At 69.8% G+C, this 19,412-nt stretch carries 16 protein-coding genes and 2 pseudogenes; 9 read left to right on the forward strand and 9 right to left on the reverse strand.

Annotated features, from left to right (window positions below):
- Positions 1 to 55 precede the first annotated feature (55 nt).
- From AC4OXY_RS36820 to AC4OXY_RS36835, 4 genes are all read left to right on the forward strand, one after another.
- Complete coding sequence (locus AC4OXY_RS36820; RefSeq protein ID WP_071384581.1) at positions 56 to 898, forward strand: nitrilase-related carbon-nitrogen hydrolase; 843 nt, start codon at positions 56 to 58, stop codon at positions 896 to 898.
- A gap of 37 nt (positions 899 to 935) precedes the next feature.
- A complete protein-coding gene (gene hydA / locus AC4OXY_RS36825) occupies positions 936 to 2,339 on the forward strand; it encodes a dihydropyrimidinase (RefSeq protein WP_491991764.1) in 1,404 nt (467 codons plus the stop codon).
- Positions 2,340 to 2,359: 20 nt separating this feature from the next.
- Positions 2,360 to 3,379: a TIGR03842 family LLM class F420-dependent oxidoreductase gene (locus tag AC4OXY_RS36830; RefSeq protein ID WP_356025360.1), complete on the forward strand. Its 1,020-nt coding sequence runs from the start codon at positions 2,360 to 2,362 to the stop codon at positions 3,377 to 3,379.
- Positions 3,380 to 3,510: 131 nt separating this feature from the next.
- Positions 3,511 to 5,031 (forward strand): NCS1 family nucleobase:cation symporter-1, encoded by a 1,521-nt coding sequence (locus AC4OXY_RS36835; protein ID WP_491991765.1) that lies wholly within the window; start codon positions 3,511 to 3,513, stop codon positions 5,029 to 5,031.
- A gap of 46 nt (positions 5,032 to 5,077) precedes the next feature.
- Here the strand turns inward: AC4OXY_RS36835 and AC4OXY_RS36840 are convergent, their stop codons facing one another.
- From AC4OXY_RS36840 to AC4OXY_RS36875, 8 genes and pseudogenes are all read right to left on the reverse strand, one after another.
- Positions 5,078 to 5,752 carry a hypothetical protein gene (locus AC4OXY_RS36840; RefSeq protein WP_491991766.1) on the reverse strand — a complete coding sequence of 225 codons (675 nt, stop codon included), beginning with the start codon at positions 5,750 to 5,752 and terminating at the stop codon, positions 5,078 to 5,080.
- 115 nt (positions 5,753 to 5,867) lie between these two features.
- On the reverse strand, positions 5,868 to 6,371 hold the full coding sequence (locus tag AC4OXY_RS36845; protein ID WP_376294396.1) for a hypothetical protein: 504 nt from the start codon (positions 6,369 to 6,371) through the stop codon (positions 5,868 to 5,870).
- Positions 6,368 to 6,904, reverse strand: coding sequence for a hypothetical protein (locus AC4OXY_RS36850; protein ID WP_491991767.1), 537 nt, complete (start codon positions 6,902 to 6,904; stop codon positions 6,368 to 6,370). Before AC4OXY_RS36850 ends, AC4OXY_RS36845 begins: the two co-directional genes overlap by 4 nt.
- Positions 6,882 to 8,171: a WXG100 family type VII secretion target gene (locus tag AC4OXY_RS36855; RefSeq protein WP_491991768.1), complete on the reverse strand. Its 1,290-nt coding sequence runs from the start codon at positions 8,169 to 8,171 to the stop codon at positions 6,882 to 6,884. Before AC4OXY_RS36855 ends, AC4OXY_RS36850 begins: the two co-directional genes overlap by 23 nt.
- Positions 8,171 to 8,476, reverse strand: coding sequence for a DUF6317 family protein (locus tag AC4OXY_RS36860; protein WP_491991769.1), 306 nt, complete (start codon positions 8,474 to 8,476; stop codon positions 8,171 to 8,173). The genes AC4OXY_RS36855 and AC4OXY_RS36860 overlap by 1 nt, the downstream gene beginning before the upstream one ends.
- Positions 8,473 to 8,979 carry an SAV_915 family protein gene (locus AC4OXY_RS36865; RefSeq protein WP_491991770.1) on the reverse strand — a complete coding sequence of 169 codons (507 nt, stop codon included), beginning with the start codon at positions 8,977 to 8,979 and terminating at the stop codon, positions 8,473 to 8,475. Before AC4OXY_RS36865 ends, AC4OXY_RS36860 begins: the two co-directional genes overlap by 4 nt.
- Before the next feature lie 210 nt (positions 8,980 to 9,189).
- A pseudogene (locus tag AC4OXY_RS36870) lies at positions 9,190 to 9,699 on the reverse strand (lipoate--protein ligase family protein); the annotation flags it as partial.
- 354 nt (positions 9,700 to 10,053) lie between these two features.
- Entirely contained in the window at positions 10,054 to 10,197 is a 144-nt protein-coding gene (locus AC4OXY_RS36875; protein ID WP_491991771.1) for a hypothetical protein, read from the reverse strand.
- Between the two features lie 367 nt (positions 10,198 to 10,564).
- Here AC4OXY_RS36875 and AC4OXY_RS36880 point away from each other — a divergent pair, with 367 nt between their 5' ends.
- From AC4OXY_RS36880 to AC4OXY_RS36890, 3 genes are read left to right on the forward strand one after another with little or no spacing between them, the layout of a single operon-like run.
- Positions 10,565 to 10,930 (forward strand): hypothetical protein, encoded by a 366-nt coding sequence (locus tag AC4OXY_RS36880; protein ID WP_491991772.1) that lies wholly within the window; start codon positions 10,565 to 10,567, stop codon positions 10,928 to 10,930.
- Positions 10,920 to 15,176 (forward strand): DUF6531 domain-containing protein, encoded by a 4,257-nt coding sequence (locus AC4OXY_RS36885; protein ID WP_491991773.1) that lies wholly within the window; start codon positions 10,920 to 10,922, stop codon positions 15,174 to 15,176. The genes AC4OXY_RS36880 and AC4OXY_RS36885 overlap by 11 nt, the downstream gene beginning before the upstream one ends.
- Positions 15,177 to 15,181: 5 nt before the next feature.
- Positions 15,182 to 15,679 (forward strand): hypothetical protein, encoded by a 498-nt coding sequence (locus AC4OXY_RS36890; RefSeq protein WP_491991774.1) that lies wholly within the window; start codon positions 15,182 to 15,184, stop codon positions 15,677 to 15,679.
- A 276-nt stretch (positions 15,680 to 15,955) separates the two neighbouring features.
- Here AC4OXY_RS36890 and lplB read toward each other — a convergent pair.
- Positions 15,956 to 16,504 (reverse strand): annotated as a pseudogene (lplB, locus tag AC4OXY_RS36895) (lipoate-protein ligase small subunit); the annotation flags it as partial.
- A gap of 133 nt (positions 16,505 to 16,637) precedes the next feature.
- Between lplB and AC4OXY_RS36900 the strand changes: the two are divergent.
- Together AC4OXY_RS36900 and AC4OXY_RS36905 are read left to right on the forward strand one after the other, a co-directional pair.
- Positions 16,638 to 18,452, forward strand: a complete 1,815-nt coding sequence (locus AC4OXY_RS36900; RefSeq protein ID WP_491991775.1) for a gamma-glutamyltransferase family protein — start codon at positions 16,638 to 16,640, stop codon at positions 18,450 to 18,452.
- Between the two features lie 91 nt (positions 18,453 to 18,543).
- Positions 18,544 to 19,392 carry an inositol monophosphatase family protein gene (locus AC4OXY_RS36905; RefSeq protein WP_376294406.1) on the forward strand — a complete coding sequence of 283 codons (849 nt, stop codon included), beginning with the start codon at positions 18,544 to 18,546 and terminating at the stop codon, positions 19,390 to 19,392.
- Positions 19,393 to 19,412: the final 20 nt, after the last annotated feature.

A 19,412-nucleotide genomic window follows, 5' to 3' on the forward strand; every position in this document is an offset into this window, starting at 1 on the left:
AAGGCGCCCTCCGCGCTTTCTAGGCTCACCGCACACCGAGCCGACGGAGGTCCCGATGAGCCGAGTGATCCGTGCCGCCCTGTTCCAGACCGCGTGGACCGGCGACAAGGAATCCATGATCCAGGTGCACGAGCAGGCGGCCCGCGACGCCGCCGCCCAGGGCGCCCAAGTCCTCTGCTTCCAGGAGCTGTTCTACGGCCCCTACTTCTGCCAGGTGCAGGACAAGGCCTTCTACGAGTACGCCGAGCGGATCCCCGAGGGCCCGACCGTCCAGCGCTTCCAGCGCCTGGCGCGCGAGCTGGGCATCGTCCTCGTCCTGCCGATGTACGAGGAGGAGCAGCCAGGCGTCCTCTACAACACCGCCGCGGTGATCGACGCGGACGGTTCCTACCTCGGCAAGTATCGCAAGACCCACATCCCGCAAGTCCGGGGATTCTGGGAGAAGTTCTACTTCCGCCCGGGCAACAGCGGCTGGCCCGTCTTCGACACGGCCGTCGGCAGGATCGGCGTGTACATCTGCTACGACCGTCACTTCCCCGAGGGCTGGCGGGCACTCGGCCTCGCCGGTGCCGAGATCGTCTTCAACCCCTCGGCCACCTCCCGCGGCCTGTCCCGCTACCTGTGGCAGCTGGAGCAGCCGGCGGCGGCCGTCGCCAACGAGTACTTCGTCGGCGCGATCAACCGGGTCGGCGTGGAGGACCTCGGCGACAACGACTTCTACGGCACGACCTACTTCGTGGACCCCGAGGCCCAGTTCGTCGGCGAGGTCGCCAGCGACAAGGCGACCGAACTCGTCGTCCGCGACCTGGACCTGGCCAAACTCCGCGAGGTCCGCGACCGCTGGCAGTTCTACCGGGACCGGGCGCCGGGGGCGTACGAGCCGCTGACCGCACCCTGACCGCACCCCGACCGCATTCGTTGACCGAGGGAGCAGCATGAGCAGCCGTACCGTCATCCGCGGCGGACTCGTCATCACCGCCTCCGACGAACTCCACGCCGACGTCCTGATCGAGGACGGCCGCATCGCCGCCCTCGCCGCCTCCGGCACCGCCGCCGCCGAGGCGTTCACCGCCGAGCGGGTCGTCGACGCCACCGGGAAGTACGTCATCCCGGGCGGTGTCGACGCGCACACCCACATGGAGCTGCCGTTCGGCGGCACCTTCGCCTCCGACACCTTCGAGACCGGCACCCGGGCCGCGGCGTGGGGCGGTACGACGACGATCGTCGACTTCGCGGTGCAGAGCGTCGGTCACACCCTGCGCGAGGGCCTCGACGCCTGGCACGCCAAGGCCGAGGGCAACTGCGCGATCGACTACGCCTTCCACATGATCGTCTCCGACGTCCACGACGAGACGCTGAAGGAGATGGACCTGCTGGTCGAGGAGGGCGTGACCTCCTTCAAGCAGTTCATGGCGTATCCGGGCGTCTTCTACTCCGACGACGGGCAGATCCTGCGCGCCATGCAGCGCTCCGCCGAGAACGGCGGGCTGATCATGATGCACGCCGAGAACGGCATCGCCATCGACGTCCTCGTCCAGCAGGCCCTCGCCCGCGGCGACACCGACCCGCGCTATCACGGCGAGGTCCGCAAGGCCCTGCTGGAGGCCGAGGCCACCCACCGCGCCATCCGGCTCGCGCAGGTCGCCGGCGCGCCCCTGTACGTCGTGCACGTCTCGGCGCAGGAGGCGGTCGCCGAGCTGGCGCGGGCGCGCGACGAGGGGCTCCCCGTCTTCGGCGAGACCTGCCCGCAGTACCTGTTCCTGTCCACCGACAACCTCGCCGAGCCGGACTTCGAGGGCGCGAAGTACGTGTGCAGCACGCCGCTGCGGCCGAAGGAGCACCAGGCCGCGCTGTGGCGGGGCCTCGCCACCAACGACCTCCAGGTGGTCTCCACCGACCACTGCCCGTTCTGCTTCGCCGGCCAGAAGGAGCTGGGCCGCGGCGACTTCTCCAGGATTCCCAACGGACTGCCGGGCGTCGAGAACCGCATGGACCTGCTGCACCAGGCCGTCGTCGACGGCCGTATCTCGCGCCGTCGCTGGATCGAGATCGCCTGCGCCACCCCGGCCCGCATGTTCGGCCTCTACCCGAAGAAGGGCACCATCGCCCCGGGCGCCGACGCCGACGTCGTCGTCTACGACCCGCACGCCGAGCAGACCGTCTCGGCCGCGACGCACCACATGAACGTCGACTACTCCGCCTACGAGGGCAAACGGATCACCGGCCGCGTCGAGACCGTGCTCTCGCGCGGCGTACCCGTCATCACCGAGCGGGAGTACACCGGACGCACCGGTCACGGCGTCTACACCCCGCGCTCCACCTGTCAGTACCTCAACTAACCGAACGAGGAGTGGCGCCCATGGACTTCGGACTCGTCCTCCAGACCGACCCGCCGGCCTCCCGCGTCGTCAGCCTGATGAAACGCGCCGAGCGCAACGGCTTCACGTACGGCTGGACCTTCGACTCCTCCGTGCTGTGGCAGGAACCCTTCGTGATCTACAGTCAGATCCTCGCCAACACACAGAAGCTGAAGATCGGCCCGATGGTCACCAACCCGGGCACCCGCACCTGGGAGGTCACCGCCTCCACCTTCGCCACCCTCAACGACATGTTCGGCAACCGCACCGTGTGCGGCATCGGCCGCGGCGACTCCGCGATGCGCGTCGCGGGCCGCAAGCCCAACACGCTGGCCCGGATCAGCGAGGCGATGAAGGTCATCCGGGCCCTCGGCCGGGGCGAGGAGGCCGACCTCGGCGGCACGAAGATCCGCTTCCCGTGGATCAGGGAGGGCGCCGAACTCCCCGTCTGGATGGCCGCGTACGGCCCCAAGGCGCTGAAGATGACCGGCGAGGAGGCCGACGGCTTCATCCTCCAGCTGTCCGACCTCTACCTCACCGAGTACATGGTCAAGGCCGTGAAGGACGCCGCCGTCGCCGCCGGCCGCGACCCGTCCGAGGTGACGGTCTGCGTCGCCGCCCCGGCGTACGTCACCGAGGACGACTCGCCCGAGGCGCTCGCCCACGCCCGCGAGCAGTGCCGCTGGTTCGGCGGCATGGTCGGCAACCATGTCGCCGACCTCGTCGCCCGCTACGGCGAGCACTCCGGCCGGGTCCCCGAGGAACTCACCGACTACATCAAGGCCCGCCAGGGGTACGACTACTCCCACCACGGGCGCGCCGACAACCCCGACACCGCGTTCGTGCCCGACGAGATCGTGGACCGCTTCTGCGTCATCGGCCCTGTTGAGAAGCACGTCGAGAAACTGAAGGCGCTGCGCGCGCTGGGCGTCGACCAGTTCGCGGTGTACGACATGCACGACGCCCGGGAAGCCACCATCGACGCCTACGGCTCCCGGGTGATCCCCGCCGTCAACTCCTGACCACCGCCTCCCCGTTGGTCTCCCCCTCCCCGCCGCCCGGGGGGAGGGGGCACAGGGCGCCCGCCCGCGCACCCCCCATCGCGCCGCCCGCACGGCACTCCCCGACCCGTCTCACCCCTCCGGGACCGCCCATGACCGACACCGCCCCCGCAGCCATACCCCCGTCCCGTCAGGTCACCCTCCCCGACGGCCGCGTCGAACTCGCCCCCGGCACCCCGCCGCCCAGCGGCCCGTACGCCAACGACGACCTGCTCCCGGTCCCCGCGGCCGGGCGCACCTGGACGACGTACAACTTCTCCGCGCTGTGGGTCGGCATGGCCCACAACACCGCCTCCTGGACGCTCGCCTCCGGACTGATCGCCGTCGGGATGGACTGGAAACAGGCGGTGTTCACCATCGCCCTCGCCAACCTGGTCGTCCTCGTCCCGATGCTGCTCACCGGGCACGCGGGCCCCAAGTACGGCATCCCCTTCCCGGTCTTCGCCCGCGCCTCCTTCGGGGTGCGCGGCGCCAACCTGCCCGCCGTCGTACGGGCGTTGGTGGCGTGCGGCTGGTTCGGCATCCAGACCTGGATCGGCGGCGAGGCCATCTACTTCCTCGCCGGCAAGCTGATCGGCGACAGCTGGTCGAACGCCGCGCACGTCGGCGGCTACGCCTGGACCATGTGGCTGTCGTTCGCGCTGTTCTGGCTGCTCCAGGTCGCGATCATCTACCGGGGCATGGAGACGGTCCGCCGCTTCGAGAACTGGGCGGCGCCGTTCGTGATCGTCGGCGCGCTGGTGATGCTGGCGTGGATGACCGGCAAGGCCGGCGGCGTCGGCCCGCTGTTCGACCAGCCGTCGAAGCTCGGCTGGGGCGGCCACTTCTGGAAGCTGTTCTGGCCGTCCCTGATGGGCATGATCGGCTTCTGGTCCACCCTGTCGCTGAACATCCCCGACTTCACCCGCTACGGCAGGAGCCAGAAGGCCCAGACCCGGGGCCAGGCGCTCGGCCTGCCGACGACGATGACCCTGTTCGCGTTCCTGTCAGTGCTGGTGACCTCCGGCTCGCAGGCGGTCTACGGGCAACCGGTCTGGGATCCGGTGCAGTTGGCCGCGAAGACCGACAACGTGGTGGGCCTGCTCTACGCCCTGGTCACGGTCCTGGTGGCGACGCTCTCGGTGAACATCGCGGCCAACCTGGTATCCCCGGCCTTCGACTTCTCCAACGTGGCGCCCAGGAAGGTGAGTTTCCGCACCGGCGCGCTCGTCACCGCGGTCCTGGCGGTGGTGATCATGCCCTGGAAGCTGTACTCCGACCCGCAGGGCTACATCTTCACCTGGCTCGGCCTGGTCGGCGGTCTGCTCGGCACCGTCGCGGGCATCCTCGTCGCCGACTACTGGCTGCTGCGCCGCACCCGACTGGACCTCGCCGACCTGTACCGCGCGGGCGGCCGCTACTGGTACGCGGCCGGCTGGAACTGGCGGGCCGTCGTCGCCTTCCTCGCGGGCGGCGTCCTCGCGATCGGCGGCGCCAGCTTCAAACCCCTGCTCGACGGCCGCCCCATCCCCGCCCTGTCGGCCCTGGCGGACTACGGCTGGGCGGTGGGACTGGGCACGTCGCTGGTCCTCTACCTGGTACTCACGCTGCTGACGGCCCGCAGGCAGATGTAGGAAGACCCGGAAGAAAGACCCGAAAGGGTGAGGGGCGGGCAACCGGCTACCCGGACTGCCCGCCCCCGAGCGCACCGACGGCGGCGCGCGCCGCCTTGATGGCGCCCTGGTTGATCTCGTCCGTACCGGGGGCCTTCTTCGTGTCGAAGTCGCTGCCGTTGTACGTGACGACCACCAGGGCGTTGGAGACCTGGACCATCACCACGCCCTCGCGGGTCTGCTGCTTGTCCTCGGTGGTGAGGTTCACGATCGAGTAGGCGCTGTCCCCGAGCCCCGGCACGGCACCGCCGCCGCTCTTCTCGCTCACCTGCTGCTGGTAGTTCTGCTTCGCCTCCTGCTGCGACCCGGCGATCTCGAACGACACGTCGAGCCAGCGGTAGCTGTACCCCTTCAGGGCGTTCCAGGAGCAGGTGCGGCGCACCTTGTTGTCCGTCGACGGGATCTCCTTGCCCTCCGTCTTCGCCCCGGGCACCAGGGCCGTGACCGTGGCCGCGGGCACGCTCGTACAGGGCGTGGGCGCGGCGGCGTACGCCTTCGACCCGGTGGAGGACGACGGGCCGGGGGCGGCGGAGGACTGCGCGGGCGCCGTCTGGCCCGCCGGGGAGCCGTCGGCGGCGGCCGGCGCGGCCGGACCGGACGTCAGCGCCCAGCCGGCGCAGGCGAGCACGGCGACCGGAGAGATCCGCGCGGTGAGCGCGAGCGGCAGAGGAAGAGAACGCACGGCGCACTTCTCGTGGGGGAGGGGGTGCGGAAGGGATCCGCAGGGTGGACGGGGACGCCAGTGTCACACGACAGCCTGTGGGGCGGAAGTGAAAACTCGCTGTGTGCTCGCACGGTCACAACACCCCCTCGTGCTCCTCCAGCCAGCGGCGGGCGCCGACCTCGCTGGGGTGGACGCGGACGGTGAGCGTGGCGGCGAACCATCCGACGCACCACGCGGCGATCGCGGGCAGGATCGGTGCCGCGAGCAGCAGGGGGACGAGCCCGGCCCGGCTCCAGTTCCGGGCACGGCCGGACTCGGCCTGCTTGGCCGCGCGGAACGTGTCGGGCATGGGCGGGTCCAGCAACTGCCGACGCAGGTCCCGGCGCTGCTTGACCCACCCCTGGACGAGGGTCACGCAGGAGCCGGCCACCTGCGTCACGTCCCACACCCGGCGCAGGCCCGGCGGCATGTCGCTGCGGGGAGCGCCCAGGTAGAGCCGGAGCGCGACGTAGCAGAAGAAGGCCAGGACGGTGAGCAGGAAGAGGGCGCTGAACGTACGGCGCAGCCAGTAGCGCGGGCCGCGTTCGTACCAGGTCGTGCCGAGGCCCGGCAGGGACGGGATGTCGGTCGGCGTCATGAACCGGTGGAATGCTCCTCGAACCAGCGCCGGGCGCCGGCCTCGCCGGGGTACTCGCGGACGGTGGCGTAGGCGAGGAACCAGCCGACGCACCACGCGGCCACCATAGGCATGACGGGAGCGAGGATCAGTACCAGGCCACGCCCGGTCACGGACAGCCCAGGAGCACGTCTCTTGTGCGCCCTCATGGCCGCGAGGCTCTCCGCGGGACTGGGCGGGGCGAGCAGGCCCGCGCGATGGTCCCTGCGCTGTTTCAGCCAGCCCCAGACGACGGCCACGCACGATCCGGCGGCCTGCACCCAGTACGAGGTCGTGCGCGCGGCCGGCGACCACTCGCTGGTGAACCCGTCGTACAGGCTCAGTGAGAAGAAGACCACGATGGCCGACGCGACGAGCAGGCCGAGGGCGATCCGGGCACGGCACAGCCAGTAGCGCGTACCACGCTCGTACCAGGCGGTGCCGAGCCGGGGCAGTGACGGGATCCCCACCTGGCCTCGGGCGGCACCCGTGTCAGAAGATGCTCGTGACGCCATGCCAGATGTCCTTCCCCAGCCTTCCGATGTCTTTCCCCGTGTCCTTCACCACGTGGCCGGCGCCCACGGCCATCCCGCCGATCACGCCGTGATCGTGGATGTCCTCGCTCCAGTGCTCGTGCAGGGAATGGTCGATGAGGCCGGTCGCGACGACGGCCGCCCCCACACCCGCCGCGGCCACCGCGAGGGCCGGTGCCTCGGCCGGCATGAGCGCGCCCGCCACCACCGCGCCCGCGACCAGACCGCCGACGTTGGCTCCCTCGTCGGTGGCGACGGAACGCTGCCAGGACCAGCCCTTGTCGTGGTCGCCCTTGGCCTCGATCAGACCACAGGCGCCGGCTGCGGCGACGTCCAGCACCGGCAGTTCCTTGAGGGCGTCCGGTATCGCCTCCAGCCCCTTGCCCAGGCGCAGCGCGTCCGCGGCATCGGCCAGCTTGACGTTCAGGGCACGGTCGTACGGCAGGTTGGTGCTGCCGTTGTCGGCGCGGGCGATGTCCTCCTCCAGCGAGTCGACCTTGGTGACCGCGTCCCGGTAGGCGCTCTTCGCGGGCAGGTCGTCGGGCATCGTGCGGCCCTGCTGCTGGAATATCTTGCGTTCGGTGCGGAGCTGCTTCTTGGCGGCCTGTGCGTCGGCCTTGGCCGCGTCGATGTTCTTGCGCGCGTCGATGCCCCCCGCCCGGGCGTCCTCGGCGTCGTACGCGTACAGCGTGCGCAACGCGTCGTACAGGGTGACCTTGTCCCCCTGAGACACCGAGTTGTCCTTCGCCGTCGCCTTGTCGTACAGCCCCTGCAACTGCTTCGCCGCCACCAGCCGCGCATGCTGCGCCGTGTGCAGGATCTCGTCGCGCGCCTTGACGTACTCGTCCCTCGCGGCGGTGGTCTTCTGGGCGTCCGCGCTCGGGGGGTTCGCCGTCGCGATGTCCAGCGGCACGCCCTTGTCGGTCGTCGCCACCCCGTTGCCGACCGCGGTGTGCTGCGCGTTCTTGAGGGCCGAATCGCACGTGGACAGCGCGTTGGCAAGCGTCTCCAGGATGTCGCCCGCCGCGTGCACCAGCTCGGCGAAGCCGCCGGCGGCCACCGCGTCCTCGCTCCACTTGGCGCGGAAGGACTGGGCCGCGTCGCCCTTCCAGCTCGCGTCGTCCACCAGCTGCTCCACGGCGCGACCGAGCGGCTTGACGATGCCGTCCAGCTTGTCCTTGGCGTTCTTGTACGTCTCGGCCATCGTGCGGAGCCCGCCGATGTCACCGTCGACCCAGTTGTCGCTCATCAGTCCTCGTCCGGTGGCACTAGATCTTCGAACACGCCGTGGACGTCCACATCATGTCGATGGAAGGAGTCACGCGCGTACGCGGCCTTGTCCCCGTGGTCGTCCATCCGGTCCGCGAGCGCGATGTGCAGGCCGATGATGAGGTGGGAGATCTCCTTGATCGCCGAGTCGAGCCCCGGATCGCCGCCGCTGACCACGGGCGGCGCCACGTCGTTGTGCAGCTTGCGGTAGGCGTCGGCCTCGTCATGGAAGGTCTTCGCCAACGTGGACAGATCGCTGTACACGACCTTGAAGTCGGCTGTCATCGGGCCACTCCCTGCGCGTAGGCGGCCAGGTCCGCCGGCTGCCAGTTGGGTTCCGAGGGTGTCGCGCGCGGGTCCAGCACGACGGTGACGCCCTGCTCGCGCACGCCCTCCGCCAGCGGGCCCAGCGAGGTGGCCACCCATGGCTGTGCCTCGCCGAGCGCGTCGACCAGCTTCTCCAGTGTGGTGAAGGCGAAGGCCACGGTGCCGTGGGAGGGATGGTCGAAGAGTTCGAAGACGACGAAGACCGAACGTGCGGGACGGCCGTCCGCGCCGGTGCCGGCGACGGACCTCGGATGCGCCGGTACGAACACCGGTGTGTGGTAGGCGGGTACGCCCGGTTTGGGGCCGGGACGGTCGTCCGTGGCGGGTCGGGGCGCCGGGGCTGCGCCCAGCAGGTCCAGCAGCGCCGAACGGCGCGGCTCGGTGGCTTGCCGTGAAGTGTCGCGTCCCGGCGGGTCTGGTTCCAGGAAATCGTGCAGCCGTGAACGTATCGGCGCCCCCACCGCCTTCACCTCTTCCCCGTGGTTTCGCGTGGCCGTTGGGCTCGACCACGTTAGCCAGCAGTCAATGAGACAAATCCGGCTATGTCGGCGTGCGGAAGTCGACGTGCACGGAACCCATACGACCGTTTGGTCCGGGGAAGGGCAGTCCTTGACCCGTTGCTGAACCGGGGTGTCCGCCCGGACCGCCCGCTAAGGCACCCGCGCCGTCCACTACGTCGACGCGAACTTGCTCCGCGCCAGCTCCCCGGCCCGCGCCAGCTCCTCGTCCGTGATCCTGCCCGGCGCCAGGCCGTACCGCGCGCGGAACGACGCGATCATCCGGTCGATGACCGCCTCACGGGGCAGCCCCGTCTGCCGACGCAGCGGATCGACCCGCTTCTTCGCGCTGCGCGTGCCCTTGTCGGACAGCTTCTCCCGGCCGATGCGCAGCACCTCCAGCATCTTGTCGGCGTCGATGTCGTACGACATCGTCACGTGGTGCAGCACGGCCCCCGGGCCCCCGTCCGGCCCGACCATCCGCTTCTGCGCGGCGCCCGCGATCTTGCCCTGGTCGGTCGCGATGTCGTTCAGCGGCTGGTACCAGGCCCGGATCCCCATGTCGCCGAGGGCGCCCAGCACCCAGTCGTCCAGATAGGCGTAGCTGTCCTGGAAGGACAGGCCCTGCACGAGGGAGTCGGGCACCGACAGGGAGTACGTGATCGTGTTGCCCGGCTCGACGAAGGTCGGACGGGGAAGACAGTACGAGCCAGCGTGATCACGGGCAAGAGCCTGCTCGCCCTGCCGGGTGCCACGCGGCATCCGGCAGGGCGCGGCGTTTACGGCACGCGCGCGGTCCACTTCTCGGTGGCGCGAGTCAGTCTGCAGGCTCAGTCTGGACAGGCGTTACGGATAGAGCGACGGCGTTGCCCGGCTATGCGCGCCGAGACGGGACAGCGTGCGCCGCACGGCCTCGTTCGGAGCCTCCTCGGCCGCCACGATGTCGGAGAAGATCGGCGCTCCGCCTGGTTTGTGCACGCGGACGGCCTCGGCCAGTGCGCCGTCCCGGTTGGCTACGTGGCACAGGATTTCCAGGGACTAGACCACATCGAAGCGTTCTGTCTCGTAGGGAAAGCGGCTGAGGGATCCGGTGACGACCTCGATCAGGCCGTCCAGGCCGCGTCGGGTGTTGGCCGCGCGGTGGCGCCGGTTGTGCTCCTTGCTGAGGTCGAGGTCCGCCATCGTGACGATGATCGCTAGCTGGCACAAGAGATGGACAGTTGGCGCCATCATCATCACCGACTTTCGGAAATGGCGGTGCCTCACTTCGATGCACCTTGCTCGGGCGGAGTTCGCCTCGTCGCGCGGACACGGGGATCCGAGGCTCTTGCCGCTGTCGACGGTGATCAATCGCTGTTGCCGGCCGAGGCCCGGCTACGCGCGTGCCGTGGCCACGGCGATCGCGTAGGGCTGCGACGGCCGATGCCCCGACTGGAAACCACGCCTGCCAGGAGACTGTTGCCTCCCTATTGCCTGATCATGGGTCTTCCTTGACCTCGTCGCCCTAGGGTCGGAAGCCGCGGTTGCGAACCGGGGGGAGACGACAGCGATGGGTGACGGCAAGGTCCCCGGCAAGGTGCTGGACATCAAGACCGCCGACATCAAGGCGGCGGCACCGACCTTCCAGAAGGGCGCCATCGACCTGGGCAAGGCTCTGACCACTCTGATCAGGACCCTGGACGGCCTCGGTGAGCCCTGGGGCCACGACGACCAGGGCAATCAGTTCGGCGGTGCCTACAAGCCGCACCAGAAGTCGATCGAGAGCGCGGCGGGCGTCCTGGTGCTCGGTCTGACGAGCATTCACGAGGCCATGGTGGACATGGCGGACGGGCATGTGGACAACGACAAGCTCGTCGCCGGCATATTCACGGAAGTGAAGGCGAACAAGCAGAGCGACGGTGCCGGTGAGCGTTGAGTCCAAGGCCCGCCACATCCTTCTCGACTTGGGCCTGTGGTGGCCGGAGGCCGACCCGGACAAGCTGCGGGAAGCGGCGAAGGCGTGGCGTGCGTTCGCCGACTCCGTGGACGACGTCCGGGCCCCGGTGAACCGCAGTGCGTCCTCGATCATCCACAACAACACGGGTGAGTCGATCGAGGCGTTCCACAAGTTCTGGGACCGCTACGCCAAGGGCAAGGACGGCGGCTGGCTGAGCGACCTCGCGAAGTCATCGCGGGACATGGCCAACGCCTTGGACAAGTTCGCCCACGCGATCGACGACGCGATCAACAAGCTCTGGACGCGGATCGCCATCGACGCGGTCGTGATCGCGGGCGGAATCACGCTGGCCGTGCTCACCGCGGGCATCGCCTCGGGTGCGGCGGCAGCTGCGGCGGACGCGGTCATCGAGTTCGGCGCCACGATCGGCGTCGGGGTCACCGGCGCGGTGGCCGACATCATCGCAGGCGCTTTGGTCGGCGTCGCGTTCGGCGGGGTCGAGTCGGTCACCATCGACGCTGCCGTGGCCCAGCCGCTACAGATGATGGCCGGCCTGCAGCACGGTTTCAGCCTGGACGAGGTCAACCAGGCCGCCAAGGACGGCATGATCTTCGGCGGCGCCCTGGGAGGGGGCGGCGGCCTGCTGAAGGCGAGCATGGAAGGCGGCCTCGCCAACACCACCCCACTGCTCCTGCGCCCGCCCTCCCTCCGCCCCGACCTGGTCGACCTGGGCACCGCGGCCCGCAACGCCGACGACACCCCCTGCGTGGGCGAGCCGATCGACGTGGCGACCGGCGCCATGCTGATGACGCAGACAGACCTCACCCTGCCAGGCACTCTGCCGCTCCAGTTCACCCGCACCCACCTCTCCTCCTACCGGGGCGGCGTCTGCTTCGGCCCGACCTGGATCTCCACCCTCGACGAGTGCCTCCAGATCGACGGCGAGGGCGTCGTCTTCGCCGCGGCCGACGGCATGCGCCTGGTGTACCCGGTACCGGAGCCCGGCGTTCCCACGATGCCGGCCAAGGGCGCCCGCTGGCCCCTGGAATGGGACGGCAAGCCAGACGGCGCGATGACGGTCACCGACCCGGCAACGGGCGTGGTCCGCACCTTCGCGGCCCCGGTCCCGTCGCCTTCCTTCGGTGTGTTCCACCTGGCCCTGGACTCCTGGTCCGACCGCAACGGCAACCGCATCGACATCGAACGCGACGACGAGGGCATCCCGTTCGGCATCCGCCACTCAGGCGGCTACTACGTCGCCGTCGACACTCAGGGCCCCCGCATCACCGCCCTGCGCCTCCTGGACGAGCCGCCATCCCGCTACCGCCCGGGCACCGCGACCGACAACGGCACGGTGGTCATGCGGTACGGCTACGACCCTGCTGGCAACCTCACCGAGGTCATCAACTCCAGCGGTAAGCCACTGCGCTTCACCTACGACTCCGAGGGCCGTGTCGTCCGCTGGACCGACCGTAACGGCACCTGGTTCTCGTACGTCTACGACGAGCGCGGCCGGGTGGTGCGCACCGAGGGCGTCGACGGCATCCTCTCCGGCACTCTGACCTACGACGACACCGCCCGCACCACGGCGTACACGGATTCGCAGGGTCATGTCTCGGTCCACCGGTACAACGCCGAGGGCCTGGTCGTGGAGGAGACGGACCCCCTGGGGCACGTCACCCGTACGGAATGGGACGAGTGCGGGGCCCGGCCGATCGCAGTGACGGACCCCCTGGGCCACACGACGCGGTACACGTACGACGACGCCGGCAACCTCACCGGCGTAGACCTCCCGGACGGCACGCTGGCCCGGGCGGAGTACAACGTGCTCGGCCTGCCGACCGAGGTGGTCGAGCCGGGCGGGGCGGTCTGGCGGCACACCTACGACGAGCGGGGCAACCGGCTGACGACGGTCGACCCGCTAGGCGCCGAGACACGGTACGCGTACGACGACGCGGGCCGTCCGACAGCAGTCACGAACGCGCTGGGCCACACCCGCACCACGATCCCGAACTCCGTCGGGCTCCCCATATCGGTGACCGACGAACTCGGCCACACCACCACAGTCCGCCGTGACATCTTCGGGCGCATCACCGAAGCCACCGACCCGCTTGGCCATATCACGCGGACAGGTTGGACGATCGAAGGCAAGCCTGCCTGGCGTGAACTCCCTGACGGCACTCGCGAGGTATGGACCTGGGATGGCGAGGGTAATCTCCTCGCCCATACCGATCCAGCCGGAATCATCACTCAACACGTTCCTGGCCCGTTCGACGTCCCCGCTTCGCGCACAGATCCCGACGGCTCCCACTATGAATTCGCCTACGACACGGAGCTGCGACTCACGTCGGTCACCAACCCTCAAGGGTGCAGCTGGACTTACACATACGATGCGGCGGGTCGCCTGACCGCAGAGACCGATTTCAACGGCCGTACCATCACCTACGCCCACGATGCGGCAGGCCGTCTCACTGCTCGCACCAACGGCGCGAACGAGGCACTGCTCTACGCTCGGGACGCCCTGGGCCGAGTCGTTGAACAACGGACGGGGACAGGCGACATCACGACGTACGCGTACGTCCCCAGCGGCAATCTGAGCCGCGCCACCAACGCGGATGCCGAAGTCGTGCTGAAGTACGACGCGTTGGGCCGCTTGCTGTCGGACAGCGTCAACAGCCGCACCATGGGGTACGTGTACGACGCCCTGGGACAGCGCACCCACCGCGTCACCCCCACCGGCCTGGCCACCGACTGGACGTATGACCCAGCGGGCCGCCTCGCCGAACTCCGTTCGGAGCACGGTTCGCTGGTCTTCACGTACGATGCCGCGGGGCGCGAGACCCAGCGCCGCATCGGCGACGGTGTGATCCTCACCCAGACATGGGACGCCACCGACCGCCTCACCACCCAGTCCCTGAGCGCCCTGTCCTCGGCACCGAACGCGGAAGCCCTGCTCCAACACCGTAGCTACGCCTACCGTCCCGACGGCTACGTCGCCGAGATCCGGGAACTCACCACCGGCACCCGTCGCTTCGACCTCGACGCGGTCGGCCGGACCACAGCGGTCCGCGCTCTCGGCTGGTCCGAGACCTACGTGTACGACACCACGGGCAACCTCACGCACGCCACCGCTCCCGGCCACCCTGAGCCCGACAGGCGATCCTTCGCAGGCACACTCCTGCGCACCGCGGGCCGCACCGCATACGAACATGACCCCCAGGGACGACTGGTCCGCAAAACTCGCAAACTACTCAACGGCCAGACTCGCACCTGGACTTACGCCTGGAACGCGGAAGACCGTCTCACTACAGTGGTCACCCCGGACGGAGAGTGCTGGCGCTACAGCTATGACCCACTCGGCCGCCGCATCTCCAAACGTCGCGAGACCACCGACGGCTGCGCAGCTGCGACAACTGACTTCAGTTGGGACGACACTCGGCTCGCAGAACAGACCGGGACCGATGGGCGGGCCACCACCTGGGCCTACGCCCCAGGAACTCACCGCCCACTCACCCAGACCGATCACTGGTGTCGCACGCGCGCTCCGGGGACGTCCTTCCTGGCTCAGTTGGCCGAGGATACAAACGTGGATCGCAGCACGCGCTTCCACGCGACTGTCACCGATCTCGTCGGAACTCCTACCGAACTGGTGACCGCTGACGGTGAGGTGGCATGGCAGCATCGCACCGCGCTCTGGGGAACCGAGCTTCCTGCAGTAGCAGACAGTCAGACCGCAGTGGAATGCCCGCTCCGATTCCCTGGGCAGTACGCCGATGCTGAGACCGGCCTGAACTACAATCATTTCCGCTACTACGATCCCGAGACCGCCCGGTACCTCAGCCCCGACCCCCTTGGGCTTGAACCGGCGCCCAACCATCACGTGTATGTGGCGGCGCCTCTGTCGACATCAGATCCTCTCGGGCTCAATCCCTGCGGCATTGCATCGGTGACGGGCCCCGCTGGGGAGACACTTCCTCTCCCCAAGGGTGCAACCGGTACGCCAGTCGCAACAGGGAAGGGCTGGGCGTACGATATTCCAGCCGGCACCAAGGGGATCGATCCCCGGGTTACGCAAGTCCGAGTCATGGATCCGGTAACGACAGGAAAGTATCAGTACCCCAATGGATACGTGGTCTACATGAACAAGGCCGGACAATCGGTCAACCCTCTAACCGGTCAGACGGTCAGTAAAGCTGACCCCTACAATCACATCCCGATTCCATGATCTCAGTGAGTAATCTCGTTGCAGCGAGGCGTGAAATCTCTGCTCTCGCCGAGGTGGCGGACCCGGATCCCCTGAGGGAGGCCGACGCCCTGCAAGAAGCCCAGTTGCTTGACTCTTGTGTGTGCCAGCGGACCTCGACGGCTGCGCTCCTGTTCGAACTGCGCACTTCGCTGCAATTCGACGCCGGAAACGCGGCACTACTTGTCGTGCGTGGACTGAGCTCCTTCGGTTGGAAGTACTCGGCAGCCCAAGTTCCTCTCGCGGCCCTTACAGTAGTCTCAAGCCTGCCTGACCGAGTTGCCGATTCATTTCGCGCGAAGTTTGAGTTCTTCCCTGACGCCGAACTCGACGTCGCGGGTAAGCAGGCAGAATTCTACGTTCTAGAAGTAGACGGGATCAGCGACGTTCCGCCTGACTATACGGAGATGAGTCAGGAGTGCATCGAACGAGAATTGCCCTCGTGGTCCTCCATGTGTAATCCGCTTCAGGTGTCGAGCATGTAGCCCTTTTCCTTGAGGAAGGTTGGCATCGTCACTGGTTGAACTCCTGCGTTCTCGGTCGTTTGCCGCGCACCGCGTTTCGTAAGAGGCAGCAGGTTTCGGGCCGAGGCCTCACAGCGGATGTCGAACTGCGTCGACGCGCCTTATTACCTGTGGTGTACCAAAGTGCCTCGCCGGTCGAGCCGCTTGAGGAACCACTTTTCCACGACGGCCAGGGATATAAGTGCCGTTGGTGGGGCAGGACTTCGAGTCGGCGTGGTTGGCGCGCAGGGTGGGGAGACCGTCGGCGACGAACATCGCGCCGCCGCCGGAGATCCGCCGCACCACCTCGATGCCGTGCCGCGTGGCACCCTCCGGGTCCACCTCGTTGCGCAGTGACTGGAAACTGCCGATGATCACCGCCGGGGCGCCCCACTCCCACACCCGCAGGGTCGGCGGGCGGCGGCCCGCGGCGACCTCGGCGGTCAGCACCTCGTCCAGCGCCATGTGCAGCGCGGGCGGCTGCGGGCTCTCGTGGATCAGCTGCCAGTCGTAGTCCGTCCAGTCCGTGGCGCGGGCCAGCGCCCGGCGCACCGCGACGGCGACGCCCTCCGAGGTCAGGCCGTACATCGCCGTCCCCGGGGGCAGCGCCGCGTCGATCCGCGCGGCCAGCCCCGCCGCGTCCGTGTCCGCCGGAGCGCCCTCCAGCGCGCGGTTCACCGCGTCCAGCGCCTCGTCCGGCTCCAGGAAGAAGTCGCCCGCCACGCGCACGTGCCGCAGCACGCCGTCCTCGGCCGCCAGGTCCACGACAACGAGCTTGCCGCCGGGCACCTTGTACTCACCGTGCACTGTCCGGGCCTCCGTACTCCCGCACTTCTGTCTCCCGCACGAGATCAACGGCTGGTCGGGACGCCGTGTTCCCGGGAGGCGCACACGCTCGTACGATCACCCGGGAGACGTACCCGAGCCCAGGAGCCGCCCCGTGTTCACCACCCGGCCCACTCTGCAAGGCACGTTCGGCATGGTGTCCTCGACGCACTGGCTGGCCTCCCAGTCGGCGATGGCGGTCCTGGAGCGCGGCGGCAACGCCTTCGACGCCGCCGTGGCCGGAGCGTTCGTGCTGCACGTGGTGGAGCCGCACCTGAACGGGCCGGCCGGCGAGGTGCCGATCCTGCTCGCCCCGGCGGGCGGCGACGTACGCGTGCTGTGCGGGCAGGGCGTGGCCCCGGCCGGCGCCACCGTCGCCCACTACCGCGGGCTGGGCCTCGATCTCGTACCGGGCACCGGACCGCTCGCGGCCGCCGTGCCCGGCGCCTTCGACGCCTGGCTGCTGCTCCTGCGCGACCACGGCACCAAGAGCCTCGACGACGTCCTGGAGTACGCCATCGGATACGCCGAGCACGGGCACGCGCCCGTGGAGAAACTCGGCGCGACCGTGGAGACCGTACGGGCGCTGTTCGAGACGGAGTGGACCTCGTCCGCCGAGGTGTACCTGCCGGGCGGCCGGGCGCCCCGGCCCGGCGAGCGCTTCCCCAACCCCGCCCTCGCCGCCACCTGGAAGCGGCTGCTGGCCGAGACCGCCGGCGCGGGCGACCGGGAGGCGCGGATCGACGCCGCGCGCGCCGTGTGGCGCTCCGGCTTCATCGCCGAGGCCCTGCTGCGCCGGTCCCGGCTGCCCACCATGGACACCAGCGGCGCCCGCCACACCGGCACGCTCACCGAGGCCGACCTCGCCGGCTGGTCGGCGACGTACGAGACCCCCGTGACGTACGACTGGAACGGCTGGACCGTCTGCAAGGTGGGCCCCTGGAGCCAGGGCCCGGCCCTCCTCCAGCAACTCGCCCTGCTGCCGCAGGAGTTGCCCGCCTACGGCTCCGCCGACTACGTCCATCTGCTGATCGAGAACTGCAAGCTGGCCATGGCCGACCGCGAGGCCTGGTACGGCGACGCCGCCGAGGTGCCCCTCGCCGAGCTGCTGTCGGACGACTACAACGCCGGCCGGCGCGCCCTGGTCGGCGCCAAGGCCTCCTGGGAGCTGCGGCCCGGCAGCCCCGGCGGCCGCACCCCGCGACTGCCCGCGCAGGCGTACGCGCGCGTGGAGAGCGGCGACCAGGGCTTCGACCCGATGGGCGCGGGCGAGCCGACCGTCGCCGAGTTCCCCGGCGAGCCGCACGTCGCCGGTGACGGCACCACCCGCGGCGACACCTGCCACCTGGACGTCGTCGACCGCTGGGGCAACATGATCGCGGCCACCCCCAGCGGCGGCTGGCTCCAGTCCAACCCCGTCGTGCCCGAGCTGGGCTTCCCGCTCGGCACGCGCCTGCAGATGACCTGGCTGGAGGAAGGCCTGCCGAACTCCCTCACCCCCGGCCGCCGGCCGCGCACCACGCTCACCCCGTCCCTCGCGCTGCGCGACGGCGTGCCGGTGCTGGCGTTCGGCACCCCCGGCGGCGACCAGCAGGACCAGTGGCAGCTGCACTTCCTCCTGGCCGCGACCCTGCGCGCCCGCGTGCGCGGCGGCCTCGACCTCCAGGGCGCCGTCGATGCCCCGAACTGGCACAACGACAGCTTCCCCAGCTCGTTCTACCCGCGCGGCCGGCGCCCCGGCAGCGTGACCGTGGAGTCCCGCACGGACCCCGGCGTGGTCGAGGAGCTGCGACGGCGCGGCCACGACGTCACCGTCGGCGCCGCCTGGTCCGAGGGCCGGCTGTGCGCGGTCGCCCGGGACCCGGAGACGGGCGTGCTGTCCGCGGCGGCGAACCCGCGCGGGATGCAGGGGTACGCGGTGGGCCGCTGACGGCGCGGGCGGCCCCCGCTCTTCATCCCGATTCCACCTGGTGTGCACCGGGCGGGAGGGGATTGTCAGTGGGGTGTGCTCTCATGGACACATGATCGAACAGATGACGGAAACCATCGACGAGTTTCTCACGCGCTGCTCGGCCGACGTGGAGGAGGCGGTGCGCCAGGCCGCCGCGGCCGAGATCCTGCCCCGCTTCCGCCGCCTGTCCGCGGCCGACGTGGACCAGAAGAGCGGACCGCACGACCTGGTGACGGACGCCGACCGGCTCGCCGAGAAGCGGCTCACCGAGGCGCTCGGCGCCCTGCTGCCCGGCTCGGTCGTGGTCGGCGAGGAGGCGGTGCACGCCGACCCGGCGACGTACGACGCGCTCCAGGGCGACGCCCCCGTCTGGATCGTCGACCCGGTCGACGGCACCCGCCAGTTCGTGCACGGCGACGACGGCTTCTGCACCCTGGTGGCGCTCGCCCACCGGGGCGTGACCCTGGCGTCCTGGACCTACGCCGCCGCCCGCGGCCGGATGGCCACCGCGGTCCGCGGCCGGGGCGCCTTCCTCGACGGCGAGCGGCTGGTCGCGGGCCGGCCCGCGCCGGGCCGTGACCTCGTCGTCGCCACCTCCCACCCGGACTACACCACCGACGAGGAGAAGCGCTCGCTGAGCGTCCTGTGGACCGACGGCCTCGCCCCGCGCCCGTGCGGCTCGGCGGGCCTGGAGTATCTCGCCATAGCCAGGGGCGAGTTGGACTGCATCGCGTTCACCTGGGAAGCGGCGTGGGATCACGCGGCCGGCCTGCTCCTGGTCGAGGAGGCGGGCGGCGCCCACCTCACCCGCGGCGGCGAACCGTTCCGGGTGACGGGGGGCAACGCCCTGCCGTTCACGGCGGCCCGCGACACGGCGACCGCCCGACGCGTGGTGGAACTGCTGCGCACGGCGGCCTGAGCGCCGGGGCCGGACCGGGA

The sequence above is a fragment of the Streptomyces sp. HUAS MG56 genome (assembly GCF_058673395.1).

Bases quoted from the DNA above. Each gene is read 5' to 3' on its own strand.
- AC4OXY_RS36820 (WP_071384581.1), top strand. From the start codon at position 56: ATGAGCCGAGTGATCCGTGCCGCCCTGTTCCAGACCGCGTGGACCGGC.
- hydA (WP_491991764.1), top strand. From the start codon at position 936: ATGAGCAGCCGTACCGTCATCCGCGGCGGACTCGTCATCACCGCCTCC.
- AC4OXY_RS36830 (WP_356025360.1), top strand. From the start codon at position 2,360: ATGGACTTCGGACTCGTCCTCCAGACCGACCCGCCGGCCTCCCGCGTC.
- AC4OXY_RS36835 (WP_491991765.1), top strand. From the start codon at position 3,511: ATGACCGACACCGCCCCCGCAGCCATACCCCCGTCCCGTCAGGTCACC.
- AC4OXY_RS36845 (WP_376294396.1), bottom strand. From the start codon at position 6,371: ATGACGCCGACCGACATCCCGTCCCTGCCGGGCCTCGGCACGACCTGG.
- AC4OXY_RS36850 (WP_491991767.1), bottom strand. From the start codon at position 6,904: ATGGCGTCACGAGCATCTTCTGACACGGGTGCCGCCCGAGGCCAGGTG.
- AC4OXY_RS36855 (WP_491991768.1), bottom strand. From the start codon at position 8,171: ATGAGCGACAACTGGGTCGACGGTGACATCGGCGGGCTCCGCACGATG.
- AC4OXY_RS36860 (WP_491991769.1), bottom strand. From the start codon at position 8,476: ATGACAGCCGACTTCAAGGTCGTGTACAGCGATCTGTCCACGTTGGCG.
- AC4OXY_RS36875 (WP_491991771.1), bottom strand. From the start codon at position 10,197: ATGGCGGACCTCGACCTCAGCAAGGAGCACAACCGGCGCCACCGCGCG.
- AC4OXY_RS36880 (WP_491991772.1), top strand. From the start codon at position 10,565: ATGGGTGACGGCAAGGTCCCCGGCAAGGTGCTGGACATCAAGACCGCC.
- AC4OXY_RS36905 (WP_376294406.1), top strand. From the start codon at position 18,544: ATGATCGAACAGATGACGGAAACCATCGACGAGTTTCTCACGCGCTGC.